Source organism: Kineococcus aurantiacus, assembly GCF_013409345.1.
Taxonomy (GTDB): domain Bacteria; phylum Actinomycetota; class Actinomycetes; order Actinomycetales; family Kineococcaceae; genus Kineococcus; species Kineococcus aurantiacus.
Genome location: NZ_JACCBB010000001.1, coordinates 306794 through 326727, shown reverse-complemented (window position 1 = coordinate 326727; position 19934 = coordinate 306794). Strand labels below are relative to the sequence as shown.

Genomic DNA, 19934 nt, shown 5'->3' with positions numbered 1-19934 from the left:
ACCGCGACGGGGTGTCGTCGCGCAGTCGCTCAGCGTCGACCACTGCGGACGGTGCGTGCCCGGTCCGGGGACCGCCCACGTTCACCCGTCCGGGCGCGCGGGCGGTCCCCGGCGCCGGGCGCGCGACCGCGGGGAGCCCCGCGGCCCGGACGTAGACTCTTCGGCGCACCCCGCCGCCGACACCAGGGAGCCTCGTGGCGATCCAGCCCATCCGACTCTTCGGGGACCCCGTCCTGCGCCAGCGCGCGCAGGAGGTCACGACCTTCGACAAGGAGCTGCGCCAGCTCGTCAAGGACCTCGAGGAGACCATGCTCGCCGCGCCCGGCGCGGGGCTGGCCGCCCCCCAGCTGGGGGTGTCGCTGCGCGTGTTCACCTACCACGCCGACGGTGAGCTGGGGCACCTGGTCAACCCCGTCCTGGAGCTGAGCGAGGAGTGCCAGGAGGGCGACGAGGGCTGCCTGTCGTTCCCCGGGATCGTCGCCGACACCCGGCGCTCGCTGCACGTCGTGGCCAGGGGCTTCGACGTGCACGGCGAGCCGATCACCGTCACCGGCTCGGAGTACAAGGCCCGCGCCATCCAGCACGAGACCGACCACCTCGACGGGATCCTGTTCATCGACCGCCTCGACAAGGCCCAGCGCAAGCTCGCGCTCAAGGCCGTCCGCGAGGCCGAGTGGCTGGGTCTGGAGACCCCGCAGGTCAAGGTGTCCCCGCACGCCACGTTCGGTCAGGCGAGGTAGTGCGCCTCGTCGTCGCCGGAACACCCGACGTCGCCGTCCCCGCGCTCGACGCGCTGCTGGCCAGCCGGCACGAGGTCGTGGCCGTCCTGACCCGTCCCGACGCCCCTGCGGGACGGGGCCGCAAGCACGTCGCCTCGCCGGTCGCCCAGCGCGCCCGCGAGGCCGGGCTGCCCGTCCTGCAACCGGCCAGGCCCCGCGGGGAGGAGTTCCTCGCCCAGCTGCGGGACCTGGCCCCGGACGCGTGCCCCGTCGTCGCCTACGGCGCGCTCGTGCCGCGCGAGGCCCTCGACGTGCCCCGGTTCGGCTGGCTGAACCTGCACTTCTCGCTGCTGCCGGCCTGGCGCGGGGCCGCCCCCGTCCAGCGCGCCGTCATGCACGGCGACGACGTCACCGGCGCCTGCGTCTTCGAGCTGGAGGAGGGGCTGGACACCGGGCCCGTCTACGCGCGGTTCACCGAGCCCGTCGGGGCGCGGGACACCTCCGGGGACCTGCTGGGCCGGCTCGCCGTGACCGGCGCCCGGACCCTCGTGGACGTCCTCGACGCCCTGGAGGACGGCACGGCCGTGAAGGTGCCGCAGACCGGTGACGTGAGCCTGGCCCCGAAGATCACCGTCGAGGAGGCCCGCGTCGACTGGACGCGCACCGCCGCCGAGGTCGACCGGCACGTGCGCGGGTGCACCCCCGACCCCGGCGCGTGGACCACGTTCCGCGGCGAGCGGTTCAAGCTCGCCCCCGTGACGCCGACGCCCGAGGACCTGCCCGCGGGCCGCGTCCTGGTCGAGAGGAAGCGGGTCCTCGTGGGCACCGGGGCGGGCTCGGTCGAGCTCGGCCCGGTCCAGCCCGCGGGCAAGAAGCTGATGGGCGCGACCGACTGGGCGCGCGGGACCCGGCTGCAGCCGGGGGAGGAGTTCGCGTGACCGGCCGGAGCATCCCGGGGCAGAGCACCGCGCGCCGCGGCGTCAAGCAGGACCGCTTCACGCGCGTCGACGAGAGCCGCAAGGTCGCCTACGAGGTGCTGCGCGCGGTGTCCGCCGAGGACGCCTACGCCAACCTGGTGCTGCCGAAGCTGCTGCGCGCCAAGCGGTTGAACGGCCGTGACGCCGCCTTCGCGACCGAACTGGCCTACGGCGTGCTGCGCGGGCGGGGCACCTACGACGCCCTCCTGGCCACCCTCGTCGACCGGCCGCTGGCCGACCTCGACGCCGGCGTCGTCGACGTCCTGCGGATGGGCCTGCACCAGCTCCTGGCCATGCGCGTGCCCGACCACGCCGCCGTCGCCACCAGCGTCGCCCTGGCCCGCAACGTCCTCGGCGGCGGGCCGTCGGGCCTGGTCAACGCCGTGCTGCGCAAGGCCTCCGGCCGCGACCTGGACGCCTGGGTCGCCGAGGTGGCCCCCACGGACTCCGACGCCGACCTCGCCGTCCGGTACTCCCACCCCGAGTGGGTGCTGCGCAGCCTGCGCGAGGCCCTGCGCGCCCACGGCCACGACCCGGCCGAGCTGGCGGACCTGCTGCGCGCCGACAACACCCCCGCGCACGTGGCGCTCACCGCCCTGCCGGGCCTGTCGACCCCCGGGGACCTCGTGGGGCGCGACGCGCACCTGGAGATCGGCACGGGCCGCTGGGCCCCCACCGCGGCGCACGTCGTGCACGGCGACCCGGGCAAGCTCGCCGCCGTCCGCACCGGTCGCGCCCGCGTGCAGGACGAGGGGTCGCAGCTCGTCGCCCTCGTGCTGGCCGCCGCCGACGTCGAGGGCCGCGACGAGCGCTGGCTCGACCTGTGCGCCGGTCCTGGCGGCAAGGCCGCGCTGCTGGCCGCCACCGCGGCCGGCCGCGGCGCGACCCTGACCGCCGTCGAGGTCGCCGCCCACCGCGCCGAGCTCGTGCGCCAGGCGCTGAGCGCCGTCCCGGGCCTGGCCGACGTCCGCGTCGGCGACGGCCGCGAGGTCGGCGCCGACGAGCCGGGGGAGTACGACCGCGTGCTCGTCGACGCCCCCTGCACGGGCCTGGGTGCCCTGCGCCGCCGTCCCGAGGCCCGCTGGCGGCGCACCCCCGCCGACCTCGGCTCGCTCGCCCCGCTGCAGCGCGAGCTGCTCGCCTCGGCGCTGGACGCCGTGCGCCCCGGCGGGGTCGTCGCCTACGCCACGTGCTCGCCCGTCCTGAGCGAGACCCGGCTCGTCGTGGACGACGCCGTGAAGGCCGCGGCCAAGCGCGGCGTCGTCGTCGAACGCCTCGACACCCCGGCCGTCCTGGACCGCGTCGTGCCGGGGATGCCCGCGGCCGCGGCCGGTCCAGCGGTGCAGCTGTGGCCGCACACGCACGGGACCGACGCCATGCACGTGGCGCTGCTGCGCCGCGTCGGCTGACCCGCGGCGGTGCCCGACCCCGGGAACCCTCCACCCCTCCCGGGGTCGACCACCTTCGTGATCGAGCACTTCGGTGATCAAGCACTCCCGGCACCGACCCAGTAGGTTCGCGGCGTGAACTCCGCTGAGAAGGCCGCCCGCCTGCGGCAACTGCACGAAGACCCCGAGCTGCTCGTCCTCGTCAACGTCTGGGACGCCGTGTCGGCGACCGTCGTGGCGGGGGAGCCGCAGACGAAGGCCCTGGCCACCGCCGGGCACTCCATCGCCGCCACCTTCGGCTACGGCGACGGCGAGCAGATCCCGCTCGACCTCGCGCTGTTCCTCGTGGAGCGCATCGTCGTGGCGGCCGGGGACCTGCCCGTCTCGGCCGACCTCGACGGCGGCTTCGGCGACGCCGGCGAGACCGTCCGCAAGGCCATCGGCGTCGGCGTCGTCGGCGCCAACGTCGAGGACCGGCTGCGCCCGCTGGCCGAGTCCGTCGCCCGCGTGGAGGCCATCGTGGCGGCCGGGGAGGCCGAGGGCGTCCCGTTCGTCCTCAACGCCCGCACCGACGCCCTGGCCCGTGGCGGCGACCGCGGCCGCGACGTCTGGCTGCCCGACGCGATCGAGCGCGGCAAGGCCTACCTCGACGCCGGCGCCACCACCGTCTTCGTCCCCGGTCCCCTCGACGAGGCCGCCGTCACCGAGCTCGTCGCGGCGTTCGGCCCGCAGAAGCTGTCGGTCATCGGTTTCCCCGGCGTGCCCGACCAGGCGCGCCTGGCCGAGCTCGGCGTCGCCCGCATCACCTACGGCCCGCTGACCCAGCGCGTCGCCCTGACGGCGCTGCAGGACGCGGCCCGCGCGATCTACGCCGGTGGCGGCATCCCCGAGGGCACCCGTCCGCTGAACTGACGGACCACCCCGTGACCTTGGTCCCCTCGGGGGACCGAGGGGCACGGCGGGCCCGGCCGGTGGGCGAGGATGAGGTCCGTGACCTGGATCGAGGACCTCGCCCGCCGCGCCGACGCCGTGCTGCCGGACTACGTGTCGGCCTACTACCACTCCCACGCCGGTGACGGTTCCTGCGACCGGGAGGGCATCGCCGACTGGAACGCCTTCCGCCTGCGCCCGACCGTGCTGCGCGACGCCTCCGCCCAGGACCTGACCAGCGAGGTCCTCGGCACCCCCGTCGCCGCGCCGATCCTCGTGGCGCCCATGGCCCAGCAGGTCGGGGCCCGCCCCGAGGGCGAGGTGCTCACCGCCCAGGGCGCCGCCAAGGCCGGCACCCTGCTCGGCGTCTCGACGAACACCGGGGCCCGCTTCGAGGACATCGCCGCCCAGGGCGCCCCCTGGTGGTACCAGGTCTACGTCGCCCGCAACCGGGACGCGACCCGCCTGCTCGTCGAGCGCGCCGCCGCGGCGCGGGCCCGCGCGCTCATCCTCACCGTCGACACCACCCCGCTGGGGCGCGAGGTCCCCGCCATCGACCCGCGCAACTGGCCCGAGGGCCCGCGCAAGAACCGCACCGCCAACCTCACCGCCGAGGAGCTGGAGCGGTTCGGCAAGGACACCGACATGGCGCTGGACCTGACGCCGGACACCATCGGCTGGCTGGCCGAGGTGTCGGGGCTGCCGGTGGTGTGCAAGGGCGTGCTGACCGCCCGCGACGCCCGCCGCTGCGTCGACGCCGGGGCCGAGGGCATCATCGTGTCCACCCACGGCGGCCGCCGCCTGGGCACGTCGGTGACGTCGGCGTACGCGCTGCCGGAGATCCTCGCCGAGGTCGGCGGCGAGGTGGAGGTCCACGTCGACTCCGGCGTGCGCGGCGGCGCGCAGGCCGCGGCGGCGCTCGCGCTGGGGGCCAAGGCCGTGCACGTGGGCCGCCCCGTCATGTGGGGGCTGGCCGCCGACGGCGCCGACGGGGTCGCCGACGTGCTGGCGACCTACCAGGCCGAGCTGGTGACGACGCTGCGGCAGATGGGGATCGGGTCGGTCAAGGACCTGCGCCCGGCCGACGTCGTGACGCGCGTCAGTCGCTGAGGCGGTTCACCAGCGCCTCCAGGCGCGCGGCGATCTCCGGGACGTCGTCGAGGGCCCCCTCGGCGACGTCGCGGGTCAGCGCCAGGCCGGCCCGGGGGGACGTCGCGCCGACGCCCGTGCCGTTGAGGTGCAGCATCGCCAGGGCCGCCAGCAGGGCCGTGCGCTCGTTGCCGTCGACCAGGGGGCGGGTGCGCACGATGGAGTGCAGCAGGGCCGCGGCCTTGCGGGTCAGGTCGGGGTAGGCGTCCTGGCCCAGGACCTGCAGCCGCGGGCGCTCGACGGCCAGGGCGAGCAGCCCGGCGTCGCGCACGTCGTAGGGGCCGTCGGGGAAGATGCGGGTGAAGCGGACGACGTCGCCGACCGTCAGGTAGCGGGTGGGGTGGATCACGCGCCGCGGGCCACCGCGTCCTCGAAACCGCTGGTCAGGGCGTCGAACAGGTCGCGGTTCTCGGCGTAGATGGCGCGGGCGACGTCCTGGACGTCGGTGCGGTCGGCGTCGTCGGCCTTCTCCAGCAGACCCTCGAACAGCCGCTGGCGCGAGAGGCCGGGGTGGCGGGACTGGAGGCGTTCGAGCATCGACCGGTGCGCGGCGTCGAGGCGGAGCGTGAACGCGGTCGTCTCGGACATGACGTCACGGTACACCAGTGGTGCGTGGTGACGTCAGGGCCGCCGGGGGTCGGGCGGTACTGTCTCGCCGTGCCCCAGGACCGCGAACCGCGCATCAACCCGTCCATCCTGTCCGCCGACTTCGCCAACCTCCAGGCGGAACTGGCGCGGATCTCCACCGCCGACGCCGCCCACGTCGACGTCATGGACGGGCACTTCGTGCCGAACCTCACCCTGGGCCTGCCGATCGTCGAGGCGCTGCAACGGGTCTCGCCGGTCCCGCTGGACTGCCACCTCATGATCGAGGACCCCGACCGCTGGGCGCCGGCCTACGCCGAGGCCGGGGCCGCCGGGGTCACGTTCCACGCCGAGGCCGCCACCGCCCCCGTGAAGCTGGCGCGCGAGATCCGGAAGGCGGGGGGCCGGGCCGGGATCGCGCTGCGGCCGGCGACCCCGCTGGAGCCGTACGTGGACCTGCTCGGCGAGTTCGACATGGTCCTCGTCATGACCGTCGAGCCCGGGTTCGGCGGCCAGAGCTTCCTGGACGTCACGCTGCCGAAGATCCGCCGCGCCCGCGCCGCCATCGGCGACTCCGGCTTCGACGTCCGGCTGCAGGTCGACGGCGGGGTCTCGGCGAGCACGATCGAGCGCGCCGCCGAGGCCGGGGCCGACGTGTTCGTGGCCGGTTCGGCCGTCTACGGGGCGGCCGACGCCGCCGCCGCCATCGGTGAGCTGCGCCGGCTCGCGGCCGCCGGCTGCCGGCACTGACCCCGCTGCGTGGCACACTGAGCCGCAGCAAGACCGCACGACACGCGTGCTCCGGGGTCGGTGGAAACCCGAACCGGCGGTGACAGTCCGCGAGCCCCCACCTCGGTGGGCGGTTGATCCGGTGGAACTCCGGGGCCGACGGTGAAAGTCCGGATGGGAGGCAGCGCGCGGCGTCGTCGTCGTGCGCCTGCCCGACCCCTGCCCGCGGGTCGTGCCGGCCACCGACGCCGGCGCCCGGGTCGACGGTCCGCCCTGGTCCGCCCTCGCCCGAGGGCTCCCTCGGCGCACCCGTCGTCGCCTCCCCGTGCCCCGCGGAGCTCGCTGGACCACCAGCTCGCAGCACCGTCCAGGAGGCAGTTCCCGTGTTCACCGGAATCGTGGAAGAGATCGGCGAGGTCGTCGCCGTGGAGTTCGGGTCGGAGTCGGCGCGGCTGACCGTGCGCGGACCCGTCGTGGTCTCCGACGCCGTGCACGGCGCGTCCATCGCCGTCGACGGCGTCTGCCTCACCGTCGTCGACCAGCCCGAACCGGGCACCTTCACCGTCGACGTCATGCAGGAGTCGTTGCGGCGCAGCTCGTTGCACGACGTCGCCCCCGGGCGCCGGGTCAACCTCGAACGCGCCATGGCCGCGCACGGCCGCCTCGGCGGCCACATCGTGCAGGGCCACGTCGACGGCACCGGCACCCTCCTCGCGCGCACCCCGGGGGAGGCGTGGGAGGTCGTGCGGTTCGCGATCCCCGCCGACCTGGCCCGCTACGTCGTGGAGAAGGGGTCCATCACGATCGACGGCACCTCGCTGACCGTCTCGGCCGTCAGCGCCGCGGGGGAGCCCGACCCGTGGCTGGAGGTCTCGCTCATCCCCGCGACCCTCGAGCTGACCGTGCTGGGCACCAAGCAGCCCGGCGCGCAGGTCAACCTCGAGGTGGACGTCCTGGCGAAGTACGTCGAGCGGCTGGGCGCGTTCGACCGGATCGGAGCGGGGGCGTGAGCGTGACCACCACCCGCGCCGTCGACGAGGCGCTCGTCGCCCTGCGCGCCGGCAAGCCCGTCCTCGTCACCGACGACGCCGACCGCGAGAACGAGGGGGACGTGGTCCTGGCCGCCGAGCTCGCGACGCCGGAGTGGATCGGCTGGACCGTGCGGCACACCTCCGGGATGCTCTGCGCCCCGATGAGCGCCGAGCGCGCCGACGCCCTGGCCCTGCCGCGGATGGTCGAGCGCAACGAGGACTCGCTGCGCACCGACTACACCGTCAGCTGCGACGCGGCCACGGGCGTCACGACGGGCATCTCCGCGGCCGACCGCGCCCGCACCGCCCGCGTCCTGGCCGACCCGGCCTCCGTGCCCGCCGACCTGATCCGTCCCGGGCACGTCTTCCCGCTGCGGGCCCGGCCCGGCGGGGTCCTGGAACGGCCCGGGCACACCGAGGCGGCCGTCGACCTGTGCCGGCTGGCGGGGCTGGCCCCCGTCGGGATCATCGCCGAGCTCGTCGAGGACGACGGATCGATGTCAGGCTGGAACCAGATCGTCGCGCTGGGTGAGCAGCACGGGCTGCCCGTCCTGACGATCGCCGACCTGCGGGCGCACCTGTCCGCACCGACCGGAGGAGAGCACCAGTGAGCGGGGACGGAAGCCCGGAGATCACCGTCGACGGCAGCGGGCTGCGGGTGGCGCTGGTCGCCGCGCGCTGGCACGCCGAGGTCATGGACGGACTGCTGGAGGGGGCCCGGCGCGCGCTGACCGCCTCGGGGGTCACCGACGTCACGGAGGTGCGCGTCCCGGGCGCCTTCGAGCTGCCCGTCGCCGCGTCCCGGCTGGCCCGGCAAGGCTTCGACGCCGTCGTGGCGCTCGGCGTCGTCATCCGCGGCGGCACCCCGCACTTCGAGTACGTCTGCGACGCCGCCACCGCGGGCCTGACCCAGGTCGCGGTCAGCACCGGCGTCCCCGTCGGCTTCGGCGTCCTCACCGTCGACAACGAGGCCCAGGCGCTGCACCGCGCCGGGCTGCGGGGCTCGCGCGAGGACAAGGGCGCCGAGGCCGTGGAGGCGGCGCTGGAGACCGTGGTGGCCCTGCGCGACGTCGCGCCCCTGCCGCTCGGCTGACGGGCCGGGCCGGGCCCCCGGACCGCGTGGTCGGGGGGCCCGGCCCGACGGCCTAGACTCCGTGCACGTGAAGACCTTCGACGCCCTGTTCGCCGAGCTGAGCGACAAGGCGCTGACCCGGCCCGCGGGCTCGGGGACGGTGCTGGAACTGGACGCCGGCGTCCACGCCATCGGCAAGAAGGTCGTCGAGGAGGCGGCCGAGGTGTGGATGGCCGCGGAGCACGAGTCGGGGGAGCGCACCGCCGAGGAGATCTCGCAGCTGCTGTACCACCTGCAGGTCCTGATGATCGCCCGCGGTCTGACCCTCGACGACGTGTACGCCCACCTGTGACCCCGGAGCGCCCCGTGATCCGCATCGCCGTCCCCAACAAGGGCTCGCTGTCCGAAGCCGCCTCCGCCATGCTGCGCGAGGCCGGGTACAACCAGCGCCGGGAGACCAAGGAACTCCTCCTGGACGACCCGGAGAACAACGCCCAGTTCGTCTTCCTGCGCCCGCGCGACATCGCCCTCTACGTGGGTTCGGGAACCCTGGACGCGGGCATCACGGGCCGCGACCTGCTGCTGGACTCCCGCGCCCCGGCCGACGAGGTCCTCCCGCTCGGCTTCGCCCGCAGCACCTTCCGCTTCGCCGGCCGCCCCGGCGTCGCCTCCGGCGTGGCGGACCTGGAGGGCCGGCGCATCGCGACCAGCTACTCCGGGCTGCTGGCCAAGCACCTGGCCGACCACGGCGTCACCGCCGACATCGTCCACCTCGACGGGGCCGTGGAGACGGCCGTCGCGCTCGGCATCGCCGACGTGATCGCCGACGTCGTCGAGACCGGCACCACCCTGCGCGCCGCCGGTCTGGAGATCTTCGGCGAGCCGATCATGACGTCGGAGGCGACCCTGGTCCGCCGCTCCGGCGCCCCGGCCGACCCGGCCGTCGAGGTCCTCGTGCGCCGGCTGCAGGGCGTCCTCGTGGCCCGCCAGTACGTCATCGTCGACTACGACTGCCCCAAGAGCCTCGTCGACCGGGCCTTCGCCATCACCCCCGGCCTGGAGTCGCCCACGGTCTCGCCGCTGGCCAACGACGACTGGGTCGCCGTGCGCGCCATGGTCCGCAGCCGGGAGACCAACCGCGTCATGGACGAGCTGTACGACCTCGGCGCCCGCGGCATCCTCGTCACCAGCATCCACGCCTGCCGGCTGTGACCCGCCCGCCCGAACGCGACTTCCGCCCCCGGCGCGCCCGGGTCGTCGGGTTCGCGTTCGCCCTCGGCCTCGTCGTCGTCATGGTCGGCATGTCCATCGCGCTGACGAACTCCCCGGGCTCGGGGTGGACGGGCCAGGACACCCTGTCGGCCGTCGTCTTCGCGGCCCTGTGCGCCGGGATCCTGCTGCGGCTGGTGACCGTCCGCGCCCGCGTCACCGACGACGCCCTCGTCGTGCGCAACGTCGTCTTCACCCGCCGCGTCGAGTGGGACGCCGTCGTGGCCGTGCGCTTCGGCGGCGCCGACCCGTGGCTGACGCTGGACACCGACGACGGGGAGAACCTCGCCGTCATGGCCGTCCAGCGCGCCGACGGCGAGCACGCCAAGGCCGAGGCGCTGCGGCTGGCGCGGCTGGTCGAGGAGCGGTCCCACCGCTAGGCCCAGCTCGGCACGGCCCCCGCGCCGGTCCCCGAGGCGAACGTCACGTCCGGGCGCAACGGCCTGCGGGCGAACAGGTCCGCCTCGGCGGCGGCCCACCGGTCCCAGTGCGCGGCGAACGTCGCCCCGTCGCGCCGCAGGGCCCGCTCGCGCCGCACCGCCGGGTCGGCCACCAGCTCCACGACCAGCTCCACCGGACCGGCCACGCCCGCGCCGACGCCCTCCACCACGACGAGCCCGCTCGTGGGCAGCTCGACGCTGCGGGTGTAGGCGCCCCGCGCCCAGTCCCAGACCGGCTGCACGGCGACCGCACCCGTGCGCAGGGTCGCCAGGAGCCCGGCCAGGACGTCCACCCCCGCGGCCAGCCCCGACCAGCCGGGGTACAGGTCGTCCATGTGCACCACGGCCGCGCCGGTGCGCCCGGCCAGCGCGGCGGCCAGGTCCGTCTTGCCCGACCCCGACCGGCCGTCGACGGCCAGCACCGCCGGACCGGCCGCCGGGGCCGGTACGGCGGCCAGCAGCGCCAGGACCTCCCGGGCGACGGCCCCCGTCAGCACCCCGTCAGCACCCGTCGGCGCTCAGAACCACGTGGGGCACCAGGGCTGCTCGGGGGTCACCACGAGCGTCGCCAGCGCGAACGCGGCCGAGGCCGTGCAGTCCAGCCGGCCCGCGGCGTGCAGCGCCACCGCCGACGTCCCGCCCAGCAGCAGCGACGACAGCTCCCCCACGGGCAGCACCACGTCGGGCTCGGCGTCGGTCGTGGTGACCTCGGCGCACACCCAGCCGTCGGCGCCGCAGCGCTGCGCGGCCACGTGCAGCCGCACGGTCGCGTCGGCCAGCCCGAGCGGGTCCACGACCTTCAGCACCAGCGTGCCGCACCCCAGGTACCGGCGGGCCGCGAGCGCCCCGGGGACGTCGAGGGCCCGCAGCCACAGCAGGTCGTCGACCGGGCCGGTCTGGACCGCGCGGGGGTCCTGCAGCAGGTGGGGGAGCAGCTCGTCGACGGGCCGGTTGCCGGCGCGGGTCGTGCGGACCAGGTCGATGGAGGTGAGGAACTCCCACAGCGACCGGTACGCCGCGGGCCCCGTCGCGGCGAGGTCGCGCACGTGGGCGGTCCCGCCGGGGACCCGGCCCACGGCGTCGTCGGTCACGTCGTAGGCGACGTAGCCGTCGGCGACCCCGTGCTCGTCCCGGTGCAGCACGACGTGCCCGCGCGGGCCCAGCCAGCGGCCCTCGCCGCGGCGGCCGGCGGCCTCCCACCACACCTCGTCGCGCAGCAGGCCACCGGGCCGGTGCCGGCGCGTCCGGTCGTGCACCGCGGCCAGCTCCGCCGTGCGACCGGCGGGCACGAACTCCAGCGAGCCCGTCGCCGCCGGGGCGTCGGGCCGGAACCGCACCCGGGAGTTGTCGACGACCAGGCTCGTCGCCCGCGTCGCGGCCCCGAACCCGAAGCGGCCGTAGATGGGGGCCTCGGCCGCGACGAGCGCGGCGAAGGCGTGCCCGGCGTGCCGGGCGCGGTCGAGGTCGGCGGTCAGGAGCCGGGTCAGCAGGCCCCGCCGGCGGTGGGTGGGCAGCACGGTCGCGGTGGAGACGGCGTCCACGCTCACCGGGCCCGACCCCGGCACGGTCAGCTCCGAGTCGAAGGTCCGCAGGGTCGCCACGACGCGGTCCTCCCCGGCGACCGTGTCGTGCACGGCGCTCAGCCGGTGGTCCGCGAGCTCGCGCCCCCGCTCCCGCAGGTCCTCCTCGGTGGGGGCCGCCTCCAGGAAGGCCGCCCGGCTGGGGACGTACCAGGCCCGCAGGGCGTCGCGGTCCCGGGGGTCGACCTGCGTCACGCGTAGCTGGGTGCCCACACCTGCGACGGTACCTTTCCCCCGTGACTGCTTCCCCCGTGACTCCCGCGACCGTCGCGGTCCGCGTCATCCCGTGCCTCGACGTCGACGCCGGCCGCGTCGTCAAGGGCGTCAACTTCACCGACCTGCGCGACGCCGGGGACCCCGTCGAGCTCGCGCGCCGCTACGACGCCGAGGGCGCCGACGAGCTGACGTTCCTCGACGTGACCGCCTCCTCGGGGTCGCGGGAGACCACCTACGACGTGGTGCGCCGCACGGCCGAGCAGGTCTTCATCCCCCTCACCGTCGGCGGCGGGGTCCGCTCCGTGGCCGACGTCGAGAAGCTGCTGCGCGCCGGGGCCGACAAGGTCGGCGTCAACACCGCCGCCATCGCCCGGCCCGAGCTGATCACCGAGATCGCCGAGCGCTTCGGCGCCCAGGTCCTCGTCCTGTCCGTCGACGCCCGCCGCACCCTGCCGGGGGAGCCGACCACCGCCTCCGGGTTCGAGGTCACCACCCACGGCGGGCGCCGCGGGACCGGCCTGGACGCCGTGGAGTGGGCCGCGCGCGCCGCGGAGCTGGGCGCGGGGGAGATCCTGCTGAACTCCATGGACGCCGACGGCACCAAGGCCGGCTTCGACCTGCAGATGCTGGCCGAGGTCCGGGCCCGGGTGACCGTGCCGCTGGTGGCCAGCGGCGGCGCGGGGGCCGTGGAGCACTTCCCGCCGGCCGTGGCCGCCGGGGCCGACGCCGTCCTGGCGGCGAGCGTCTTCCACTTCGGGCAGCTGACGATCGGGCAGGTCAAGGACGCGCTGCGCGCCGCCGGCGCCCCGGTGCGCTAGCCCCGGTGCGCCGGCCCCGGTGCGCTGGCCGGTCAGGCCGGGAAGGCCTCCGTGAACCGCTGGACCGCGTCCGGGGCGCCCTCGACGCGGACCTCGGCGCGGCTGCGGCGGCCGAAGGCGTGCAGCAGCAGCTCGGCGGGGTCCCCGGTGAGGGCGACGGAGTCGGCGGCCTGCTTGACCACGGCCCGCGGGCCCTGCGGGGTCACCAGGACCACGCCCACGCCCGCGCGCCGGTAGGCCACCCGCCCCAGGACCTTCACGGTGCGCCACAGCGCGGCCTGCTGGGCCCGCGGCAGCTCCCGGGGGCGCCAGCCCTCCTGGGCCCGCAGGACGTCCTCGTGGTGGACGAAGAACTCGGCGCTGTTGGTCAGGGAGTCCAGCGCGGGGACCCTCAACGGTCCGTGCGGGCCGTTGCGCACGCGCTCCACGAGGTCGGCGAACGGTGCGGCGCCCAGCTCGGCCAGCACCCGCTCGCGCCGGCCCCGCAGCGGCGGCAGGGCCTCGCCCAGGACCACGTCGGGCCGGTTGTCCCGGACCGCCAGGTGCACCACGAGGTCGCGCACGTCCCACCCGGCGCACAGCGTGGGGGCGTCCGGGCCGATGCGCAACGCGCTGTCGCACAGGGCCTCCCGCTCACGACGCGCGTCGCTGGGGTGCCGGGTCGCGGAGGTCATGGCCCCGATCGTGCCACCCGGCCGGCGCGGGCGGGCGGCGGGGCGGTGAGACCATGACGGGCGTGTCGTCCCTGAACCCCGCACCGTCCCTCGACCCCGACGTCGCCGCCCGGCTCAAGCGCGACGGAGCGGGTCTGGTCTGCGCCGTCGTGCAGCAGCACGACACCCGCGAGGTCCTCATGGTCGCGTGGATGGACGACGAGGCCCTGGCGCAGACCCTCACCACGGGCCGCGCCACCTACTTCTCCCGCAGCCGCCAGCAGCTGTGGCGCAAGGGGGACACCTCCGGGCACGTCCAGTGGGTCAAGAAGGTCTCCCTCGACTGCGACGGCGACGCCCTGCTGCTGGAGGTCGACCAGGTGGGCGCGGCCTGCCACACCGGGGACCGCACCTGCTTCGACGCGACGACCCTGCCCGTCGCCCGGACCGCGTGAGCACCGCCGCCCCCTCCCGTCCCCGCCCCCCGGCCCGCCGGGGGCGCTGGCTCGCCCTGGCCGCGGCCGGGGCCGCCCTCGCGCTGGGCGCCGGCGCCCCGACGTGGGTGACGGGGACGGCCCGCACGGCCACGGGCACGGCGGCGGTCCTGGCCGGTGGCCGGGACGCGGCGCCGGTGGCCACGGCGCTGGCCCTGGTGGCGCTGGCCGCCGTCGTGGCCTCGACCCTGGGGCGCCGGCTCGCCCGGGTCGTGGCCGCGCTGGTGCTCGTGCTCGCCGGCGCGGGCGTCGTCGCGGCCAGCGCCGCCGTGCTCACCGGCCCCGCGGCCGCGCTGACCGCCCCGGCGCGCGCGGCGAGCGGGACGACGCAGGCCCAGCTGGAGGGCGACGCGGCGCTGCGGCCGTGGCCGGTGGTCTCCGCGGCGGCCGGGGCGCTCGTGGCCCTCGCCGGTGCCGGCGCGCTCGTGGCCTCCCGCGGGGCCGGCGCCCCGGCCGGGCCGGCGCGGCACGAGCGGGACGCCACGCGGGCCGTGGCCAGCCCGGCCGAGGACCCGGCCGCGGCGTGGGACTCCCTGTCCCACGGGGACGACCCCACGCGCTGAGCCCCCGCGCCACCTGCGCCCCCGGGTCGGTACGGTGTGCGTAGTAGCCGCAGCACCCGCAGCACCCGCAGCACCCGCGTGCGCAGCACCCCACCGCCCCCCGAGGAGCCCAGCGTGAGCACCCAGCACAACCCGTCCTCCCCCGCGGACGTCGACATCGCCGACGAGCACGGCCACGGGCACAGCATCGCCGCCTGGGCCGGCGTCGCCGTCTGCCTCGTCGGGTTCCTCATCCTGTCGCTGGCCGTGGTCTTCCCCAGCCTGGTGTGGGGGATCGTCGGCGGGGTCGTCATCGTGGCCTCGCTCGTCGTCGCCGCCGTCCTGGCCAAGGCCGGGTACGGCGTCAAGGGCCCCGACGGCAAGCCCGTCGGCGTCGGCCGCCCCAAGCGCTGAGCCCGGCGCCCGGACCGGCCCGGCCCGGGACCGGGGCGCCCCCGCGCGGGGATACCCTCGTCGCGTGACAGTCCTCGACGACATCCTGGCCGGCGTCCGCGAGGACTTGGCGGCGCGCAAGGCGCTCACCTCCCTCGACGAGCTGAAGGAGCGCGCGCGGCGGCAGGTCCCCGCCAAGGACGCGCACGTCCTGCTGAAGCCGCGCGACGCCGAGCAGCGCGGGGTCAAGGTCATCGCCGAGGTCAAGCGCAAGAGCCCCTCCAAGGGCGTGCTCGCCGGCATCCCGGACCCGGCCGCCCTCGCCGCCCAGTACGAGGCCGGTGGCGCGAGCGTCATCAGCGTCCTGACCGAGCAGCGCCGCTTCGGCGGCAGCCTCGAGGACCTGCGGGCGGTCCGCCTGGCGGTGGACGTCCCGGTGCTGCGCAAGGACTTCGTCGTGGAGTCGTACCAGTTGTGGGAGGCCCGCGCCTGGGGAGCCGACGTCGTGCTCCTCATCGTGGCCGCCCTGGAGCAGGAAGCCCTCGTGTCCCTCATCGAACGCACCCACTCCCTGGGCATGACCGCGCTGGTGGAGGTGCACACGGCCGAGGAGGTCGCCCGCGCCCTCGACGCCGACGCCCGCGTCATCGGGGTCAACAACCGCAACCTCAAGACGCTCGAGGTCGACAACGGCACCTTCGCCGACCTCGCCCCGCTGATCCCCGACGGCAAGGTCAAGGTCGCCGAGTCCGGCGTCTCCGGGCCGCGCGACGTCGTGGAGTTCGCCCGCGCCGGCGCCGACGCGGTGCTGGTCGGCGAGACGCTGGTCAAGGGCGACGACCCGCGCCGGGCCGTGGCCGACCTCGTCGCCGCCGGAGCGCACCCGGCCGTGCAGGCGGTGCGCCCGTGACCACCTCGGAGACCCCCGTGAGCACCTCGCAGACCACCTCGCAGACCACCTCGGACCGCACCTTCTCCCAGGAGCGCGGGCCCTACTTCGGCGCCTTCGGCGGCCGGTTCGTCCCCGAGGCACTCGTGGCCGCCCTGGACGAGATCGAGGCCGCGCACACCGCGGCGATGTCCGACCCCGGGTACCTGGCCGAGCTGGCCGAGCTGCACCGCACCTACACGGGCCGGCCCAGCATCCTCACCGAGGTCCCGCGCTTCGCCGCCCACGCCGGCGGCGCCCGGGTGATCCTGAAGCGCGAGGACCTCAACCACACCGGTTCGCACAAGATCAACAACGTCCTCGGGCAGGCGCTGCTGACCCGCCGGATGGGCAAGGAACGCATCATCGCCGAGACCGGCGCCGGTCAGCACGGCGTCGCGACGGCCACGGCCGCGGCTCTCATGGGGCTGGAGTGCACGATCTACATGGGCGAGGAGGACACCCGCCGGCAGGCGCTCAACGTCGCCCGGATGCGCCTGCTCGGCGCGCAGGTCGTCCCCGTCACCGCGGGCAGCCGCACGCTGAAGGACGCCGTCAACGAGGCGTTCCGCGACTGGGTGGCCTCGGTGGACACCACGCACTACGCCTTCGGCACCGTCGCGGGCCCGCACCCGTTCCCCGTCCTCGTGCGCGACCTGCAGCGCATCGTCGGGATCGAGGCGCGCCAGCAGGTCCTGGACCTGACCGGCCGGCTGCCCGACGCCGTCGCGGCGTGCGTGGGCGGCGGCTCCAACGCCATCGGCATCTTCCACGCCTTCCTCGACGACCCCTCGGTCGCGCTGCACGGCTACGAGGCCGGCGGCGACGGCCTCGCGTCGGGCCGGCACGCGGCCCCCATCTCGGCCGGCAGCACCGGGGTCTTCCAGGGCGCGCGCCAGTTCGTCATGCAGGACGAGGACGGCCAGACGGTCGAGTCGCACTCGATCTCGGCCGGGCTGGACTACCCCGGCGTCGGGCCGGAGCACTCCTGGCTGGCCGCCAGCGGCCGGGCGCAGTACCACCCGGTCACCGACGCCCAGGCCATGGAGGCCTTCCGGCTGCTGTGCCGCACCGAGGGCATCATCCCGGCCATCGAGAGCTCCCACGCCCTGGCCGGGGCGCTGGACCTGGGCAAGGAGCTCGGTCCCGACGCGGTGGTCCTCGTGAGCCTGTCCGGGCGCGGGGACAAGGACGTCGACACCGCCGCCCGCTGGTTCGGGCTGGTCAGCGACGCGGACCTGGTCGCGTCGGAAGCCGAACGGGTCGCCGAGGCGCCCCAGGACACCGAGGGGTCGGGCTGGTGAGCGCTCTGGAGACGCCCGCGCGCGTGGGCACGGCGGCCGCGGCGATCGACCGGGCCACGGCCGAGGGCCGGGCCGCGCTGGTGGCGTACCTGCCCGTCGGCTTCCCCGACGTCGACGGCTCGATCGAGGCCGCGAAGGCGGCCGTCGCCGGCGGGGCCGACGTCGTGGAGCTGGGTCTGCCGTACTCCGACCCCACGATGGACGGCGCCACGATCCAGCGGGCCACCGAGGTGTGCCTGACGAACCGGACGCGCCCGGCCGACGTGCTGCGCGCCGTCGAGGCCGTGGCCGCCACCGGGGCGGCCGTGCTGGTCATGACGTACTGGCCGCCGATCGACCGCTACGGCGTGGACCGCTGGGCCGCGGACCTGGCGAACGCCGGGGGAGCCGGGCTCATCACCCCCGACCTCATCCCCGACGAGGCCGGGGCGTGGCTGGCCGCCAGCGACGCCCACGACCTCGAGCGCGTCTTCCTCGTCGCCCCCAGCTCCACCGACGCCCGGCTGGCCACGACCGCGGCGGCCTGCCGCGGGTTCGTGTACGCGGCCTCGCTCATGGGGGTCACCGGCACCCGCGCGAGCGTGGGCGCCGGGGCGGCGGACCTGGTCCGGCGCACCCGCGCCGCGGGCGCCGAGCGCGTCTGCGTCGGGCTGGGGGTCTCGACCCCGGCCCAGGCCACCGAGGTCGCCGGCTACGCCGACGGCGTCATCGTCGGGTCGGCGTTCGTCCAGCGCCTGCTGGACGCCGACTCCACCACCGCCGGCGTGAAGGCCGTCGGCGAGCTGGCCGAGGCCCTGGCCGCGGGCGTCCGCGCCCGGTCCTGACCCTCGCCGGACCCCTCACCCGACCCCGCACGAGGAGAGCGACGAGTTGAGCACCAGGAAGCCCGGCGGTCACCCGGCGCGCGCCGCGCAGGCCGAGGACGCCCGCGAGGCGCGCCGCGCCCGGGCCGCGGCCATGCGCCAGCGCGAGCTGGCCCGCGAGCGCAGCCGGCGGGTGCTGCTCATCAGCGTCGCCGTGGTGGTCGTGCTGGTGCTCGTCGCCGTCGTCGCGGTGGTCGTCGACCGCTCCCGCGGTGACGAGGTCGCCGCCGGCACCGGCACGCCGCCGGGGGTCACGGCCGACGACGGCGGGTACGTGCTGCCGGGCACCCCGGCCGCCGGCGCGCCGACCCTGGACATCTGGCTCGACTACCAGTGCCCCGTCTGCAAGCAGTTCGAGGACGTCAGCGGCGAGGTGTACCCGCAGCTCGCGGCCGAGGGCAGGGCCAGGGTCGTGGTGCACACGCTGAGCTTCCTGGACGCCAACCTCGGCAACGACTCCTCCAGCCGCGCGGCGCAGGGCGCGGCCGCGGCGGCCGCCCAGGGCCGGTTCGTCGAGTACACCCAGGAGGTGTTCGCGAACCAGCCCGAGCAGGAGGGCGAGGGCTACACCGACGACCAGCTGGAGCAGTTCGCGAAGGACGCCGGCGTGGCCGACACCGCGACGTGGCGCCGGCAGCTGGACGACCGGACGTGGCAGGGCTTCGTCGAGCGGGTCCAGGGCGCGATGTCGGACCAGGGCGTCTCGGGCACCCCGACCGTCGTCCTGACCGCGGCGGACGGCACGAAGCAGAACATCTCCCAGCCCACCTCCGGCGGTGGCGACGGGAGCCTGGCGCAGCTGCTGGGCGCCGACGGCGCCCGGTTCCTCACCGACGCGGTCGCGGCCGCCACCCGGGCGTCCTGAGTGCTCACCGCCTCGCTGCCCAGCCCGACCGTCGCGGTCTGGCACCTCGGGCCGGTCCCGGTGCGCGCCTACGCGCTGTGCATCGTGGCCGGGATCGTGCTCGGGGTGCTCGTCGCCGAGCGCCGGTGGCGGCGCCGCGGCGGCAAGCAGGACTTCGTCCTCGACGTCGCCGTGTGGGCCGTCCCGCTCGGCGTCGTGGGGGCCCGGCTCTACCACGTCCTGACCTCCCCGCAGGCCTACTTCGGCGACGATGGGCAGCCCGTGCGCGCCCTGTACGTCTGGGAGGGCGGCCTGGGCATCTGGGGCGCCATCGCCGGGGGAGCGCTGGGGGCCTGGATCGCCTGCCGCCGGGCCGGGTACCGGTTCCTGCCGCTGGCCGACGCGATGGCGCCGGGCTTGCTGGTGGCCCAGGCCGCGGGCCGGTGGGGCAACTGGTTCAACAACGAGCTGTACGGCCGGGCCACCGACGTGCCGTGGGCCCTGACGGTCCACCGCTGGGACGAGTCGGCCGGGCGGGCCGTCCTCGGCGCCGACGGCACCCCGCAGGTGCTGGGGACCTTCCACCCGACCTTCCTCTACGAGTCGCTGTGGTGCCTGCTGGTCGCGCTGGTGATCGTCGTGGCCGACCGGCGCTGGCAGCTGCGCCACGGGCAGGCGTTCTTCGCCTACGTCGCGCTGTACTGCCTGGGTCGCAGCGTCTTCGAGGCGCTGCGCATCGACACCGCCAACCACTTCCTGCACCTGCGCGTCAACCAGTGGGTCGCGGGTCTCGTCTTCCTGTTGGCACTCGTCGCGTTCATCCGGTCACGGAAGGTGAATGCTGGTCGGGACGAGGTGCTGGAGCGGGTACATTCCTCCGAGTCGCCGGTGGCCACCACCCCAGCCGGTGACACCGCGATCCAGTCCGGCGGACCGACCGTCTCCGCTTCTGCCGATCGCCCCTCACCGGACCGCGACCAGCGTCCGGACGCGCAGGATTCGTGACGAAG

The 19934-nt window shown here is 75.9% G+C and carries 25 protein-coding genes, 1 pseudogene and 1 riboswitch; of the genes and pseudogenes, 21 read left to right on the top strand and 5 right to left on the bottom strand.

Annotated elements, in window-relative coordinates:
* Window positions 1-194: 194 nt before the first annotated feature.
* The 5 genes from def to BJ968_RS01565 all read left to right on the top strand — a co-directional run bounded on the left by def (window position 195) and on the right by BJ968_RS01565 (window position 5124).
* Window positions 195-740, top strand: coding sequence for a peptide deformylase (gene def, locus BJ968_RS01585; protein WP_179748630.1), 546 nt, complete (start codon window positions 195-197; stop codon window positions 738-740).
* Complete coding sequence (gene fmt / locus BJ968_RS01580; protein WP_179748628.1) at window positions 740-1657, top strand: methionyl-tRNA formyltransferase; 918 nt, start codon at window positions 740-742, stop codon at window positions 1655-1657. The genes def and fmt overlap by 1 nt, the downstream gene beginning before the upstream one ends.
* A complete protein-coding gene (locus BJ968_RS01575; protein WP_179748626.1) occupies window positions 1654-3105 on the top strand; it encodes a transcription antitermination factor NusB in 1452 nt (483 codons plus the stop codon). Before fmt ends, BJ968_RS01575 begins: the two co-directional genes overlap by 4 nt.
* 114 nt (window positions 3106-3219) lie before the next feature.
* The gene (locus BJ968_RS01570) at window positions 3220-3996 is read left to right on the top strand and encodes an isocitrate lyase/phosphoenolpyruvate mutase family protein (RefSeq protein WP_179748624.1); all 777 of its coding nucleotides are present in this window, start codon (window positions 3220-3222) and stop codon (window positions 3994-3996) included.
* Between the two features lie 78 nt (window positions 3997-4074).
* Window positions 4075-5124, top strand: coding sequence for an alpha-hydroxy-acid oxidizing protein (locus tag BJ968_RS01565; protein WP_179748622.1), 1050 nt, complete (start codon window positions 4075-4077; stop codon window positions 5122-5124).
* Here the strand turns inward: BJ968_RS01565 and BJ968_RS01560 are convergent.
* Both BJ968_RS01560 and BJ968_RS01555 read right to left on the bottom strand, forming a co-directional pair.
* Entirely contained in the window at window positions 5114-5512 is a 399-nt protein-coding gene (locus BJ968_RS01560; RefSeq protein ID WP_343077748.1) for a type II toxin-antitoxin system death-on-curing family toxin, read from the bottom strand. The two genes, BJ968_RS01565 and BJ968_RS01560, sit on opposite strands and share 11 nt — an antisense overlap.
* On the bottom strand, window positions 5509-5751 hold the full coding sequence (locus BJ968_RS01555; protein ID WP_179748620.1) for a hypothetical protein: 243 nt from the start codon (window positions 5749-5751) through the stop codon (window positions 5509-5511). Before BJ968_RS01555 ends, BJ968_RS01560 begins: the two co-directional genes overlap by 4 nt.
* Window positions 5752-5820: 69 nt before the next feature.
* Between BJ968_RS01555 and rpe the strand changes: the two genes are divergently transcribed.
* From rpe to BJ968_RS01520, 7 genes and pseudogenes are all read left to right on the top strand, one after another.
* A complete protein-coding gene (gene rpe, locus BJ968_RS01550; protein ID WP_179748618.1) occupies window positions 5821-6498 on the top strand; it encodes a ribulose-phosphate 3-epimerase in 678 nt (225 codons plus the stop codon).
* 42 nt (window positions 6499-6540) lie between these two features.
* A riboswitch (FMN riboswitch) is annotated at window positions 6541-6667 on the top strand.
* A 193-nt stretch (window positions 6668-6860) separates the two neighbouring features.
* Window positions 6861-7487, top strand: coding sequence for a riboflavin synthase (locus BJ968_RS01545; protein ID WP_179748616.1), 627 nt, complete (start codon window positions 6861-6863; stop codon window positions 7485-7487).
* A pseudogene (gene ribB, locus BJ968_RS01540) lies at window positions 7484-8083 on the top strand (3,4-dihydroxy-2-butanone-4-phosphate synthase); the annotation flags it as partial. The gene BJ968_RS01545 and the pseudogene ribB, both read left to right, overlap by 4 nt.
* Window positions 8084-8115: 32 nt before the next feature.
* Window positions 8116-8601, top strand: a complete 486-nt coding sequence (ribH, locus tag BJ968_RS01535) for a 6,7-dimethyl-8-ribityllumazine synthase (protein WP_179748614.1) — start codon at window positions 8116-8118, stop codon at window positions 8599-8601.
* A gap of 67 nt (window positions 8602-8668) precedes the next feature.
* Entirely contained in the window at window positions 8669-8932 is a 264-nt protein-coding gene (locus BJ968_RS01530) for a phosphoribosyl-ATP diphosphatase (RefSeq protein WP_179748612.1), read from the top strand.
* Between the two features lie 14 nt (window positions 8933-8946).
* Window positions 8947-9792, top strand: a complete 846-nt coding sequence (hisG, locus tag BJ968_RS01525) for an ATP phosphoribosyltransferase (protein WP_179748610.1) — start codon at window positions 8947-8949, stop codon at window positions 9790-9792.
* Entirely contained in the window at window positions 9789-10229 is a 441-nt protein-coding gene (locus BJ968_RS01520) for a PH domain-containing protein (RefSeq protein WP_179748608.1), read from the top strand. The genes hisG and BJ968_RS01520 overlap by 4 nt, the downstream gene beginning before the upstream one ends.
* Here BJ968_RS01520 and BJ968_RS01515 read toward each other — a convergent pair.
* Together BJ968_RS01515 and BJ968_RS01510 are read right to left on the bottom strand one after the other, a co-directional pair.
* Window positions 10226-10786 (bottom strand): nucleoside/nucleotide kinase family protein, encoded by a 561-nt coding sequence (locus tag BJ968_RS01515; RefSeq protein ID WP_179748606.1) that lies wholly within the window; start codon window positions 10784-10786, stop codon window positions 10226-10228. The two genes, BJ968_RS01520 and BJ968_RS01515, sit on opposite strands and share 4 nt — an antisense overlap.
* 21 nt (window positions 10787-10807) lie before the next feature.
* A complete protein-coding gene (locus BJ968_RS01510; RefSeq protein WP_179748604.1) occupies window positions 10808-12082 on the bottom strand; it encodes a GNAT family N-acetyltransferase in 1275 nt (424 codons plus the stop codon).
* 23 nt (window positions 12083-12105) lie between these two features.
* On the opposite strand from BJ968_RS01510, the gene hisF reads away from it, so the two are divergent.
* Window positions 12106-12903, top strand: coding sequence for an imidazole glycerol phosphate synthase subunit HisF (gene hisF / locus BJ968_RS01505; protein WP_343077747.1), 798 nt, complete (start codon window positions 12106-12108; stop codon window positions 12901-12903).
* Between the two features lie 32 nt (window positions 12904-12935).
* On the opposite strand, the gene BJ968_RS01500 is transcribed toward hisF, so the two are convergent.
* Window positions 12936-13577, bottom strand: a complete 642-nt coding sequence (locus BJ968_RS01500; protein ID WP_179748602.1) for a TIGR03085 family metal-binding protein — start codon at window positions 13575-13577, stop codon at window positions 12936-12938.
* Between the two features lie 53 nt (window positions 13578-13630).
* Between BJ968_RS01500 and hisI the strand changes: the two genes are divergently transcribed.
* The 8 genes from hisI to lgt all read left to right on the top strand — a co-directional run bounded on the left by hisI (window position 13631) and on the right by lgt (window position 19929).
* Window positions 13631-14011 (top strand): phosphoribosyl-AMP cyclohydrolase, encoded by a 381-nt coding sequence (gene hisI / locus BJ968_RS01495; RefSeq protein ID WP_179748600.1) that lies wholly within the window; start codon window positions 13631-13633, stop codon window positions 14009-14011.
* The gene (locus BJ968_RS01490) at window positions 14008-14613 is read left to right on the top strand and encodes a Trp biosynthesis-associated membrane protein (protein WP_179748598.1); all 606 of its coding nucleotides are present in this window, start codon (window positions 14008-14010) and stop codon (window positions 14611-14613) included. The genes hisI and BJ968_RS01490 overlap by 4 nt, the downstream gene beginning before the upstream one ends.
* A 114-nt stretch (window positions 14614-14727) precedes the next feature.
* Entirely contained in the window at window positions 14728-15006 is a 279-nt protein-coding gene (locus BJ968_RS01485; protein ID WP_179748597.1) for an HGxxPAAW family protein, read from the top strand.
* A gap of 64 nt (window positions 15007-15070) precedes the next feature.
* Window positions 15071-15895, top strand: coding sequence for an indole-3-glycerol phosphate synthase TrpC (trpC, locus tag BJ968_RS01480; RefSeq protein WP_179748595.1), 825 nt, complete (start codon window positions 15071-15073; stop codon window positions 15893-15895).
* A gap of 17 nt (window positions 15896-15912) precedes the next feature.
* Entirely contained in the window at window positions 15913-17217 is a 1305-nt protein-coding gene (gene trpB, locus BJ968_RS01475) for a tryptophan synthase subunit beta (protein ID WP_179748593.1), read from the top strand.
* Complete coding sequence (gene trpA, locus BJ968_RS01470; protein WP_425491454.1) at window positions 17214-18041, top strand: tryptophan synthase subunit alpha; 828 nt, start codon at window positions 17214-17216, stop codon at window positions 18039-18041. Before trpB ends, trpA begins: the two co-directional genes overlap by 4 nt.
* A gap of 46 nt (window positions 18042-18087) precedes the next feature.
* Complete coding sequence (locus BJ968_RS01465; RefSeq protein WP_179748591.1) at window positions 18088-18945, top strand: DsbA family protein; 858 nt, start codon at window positions 18088-18090, stop codon at window positions 18943-18945.
* Window positions 18946-19929, top strand: coding sequence for a prolipoprotein diacylglyceryl transferase (gene lgt / locus BJ968_RS01460; RefSeq protein WP_179748589.1), 984 nt, complete (start codon window positions 18946-18948; stop codon window positions 19927-19929).
* Window positions 19930-19934: the final 5 nt, after the last annotated feature.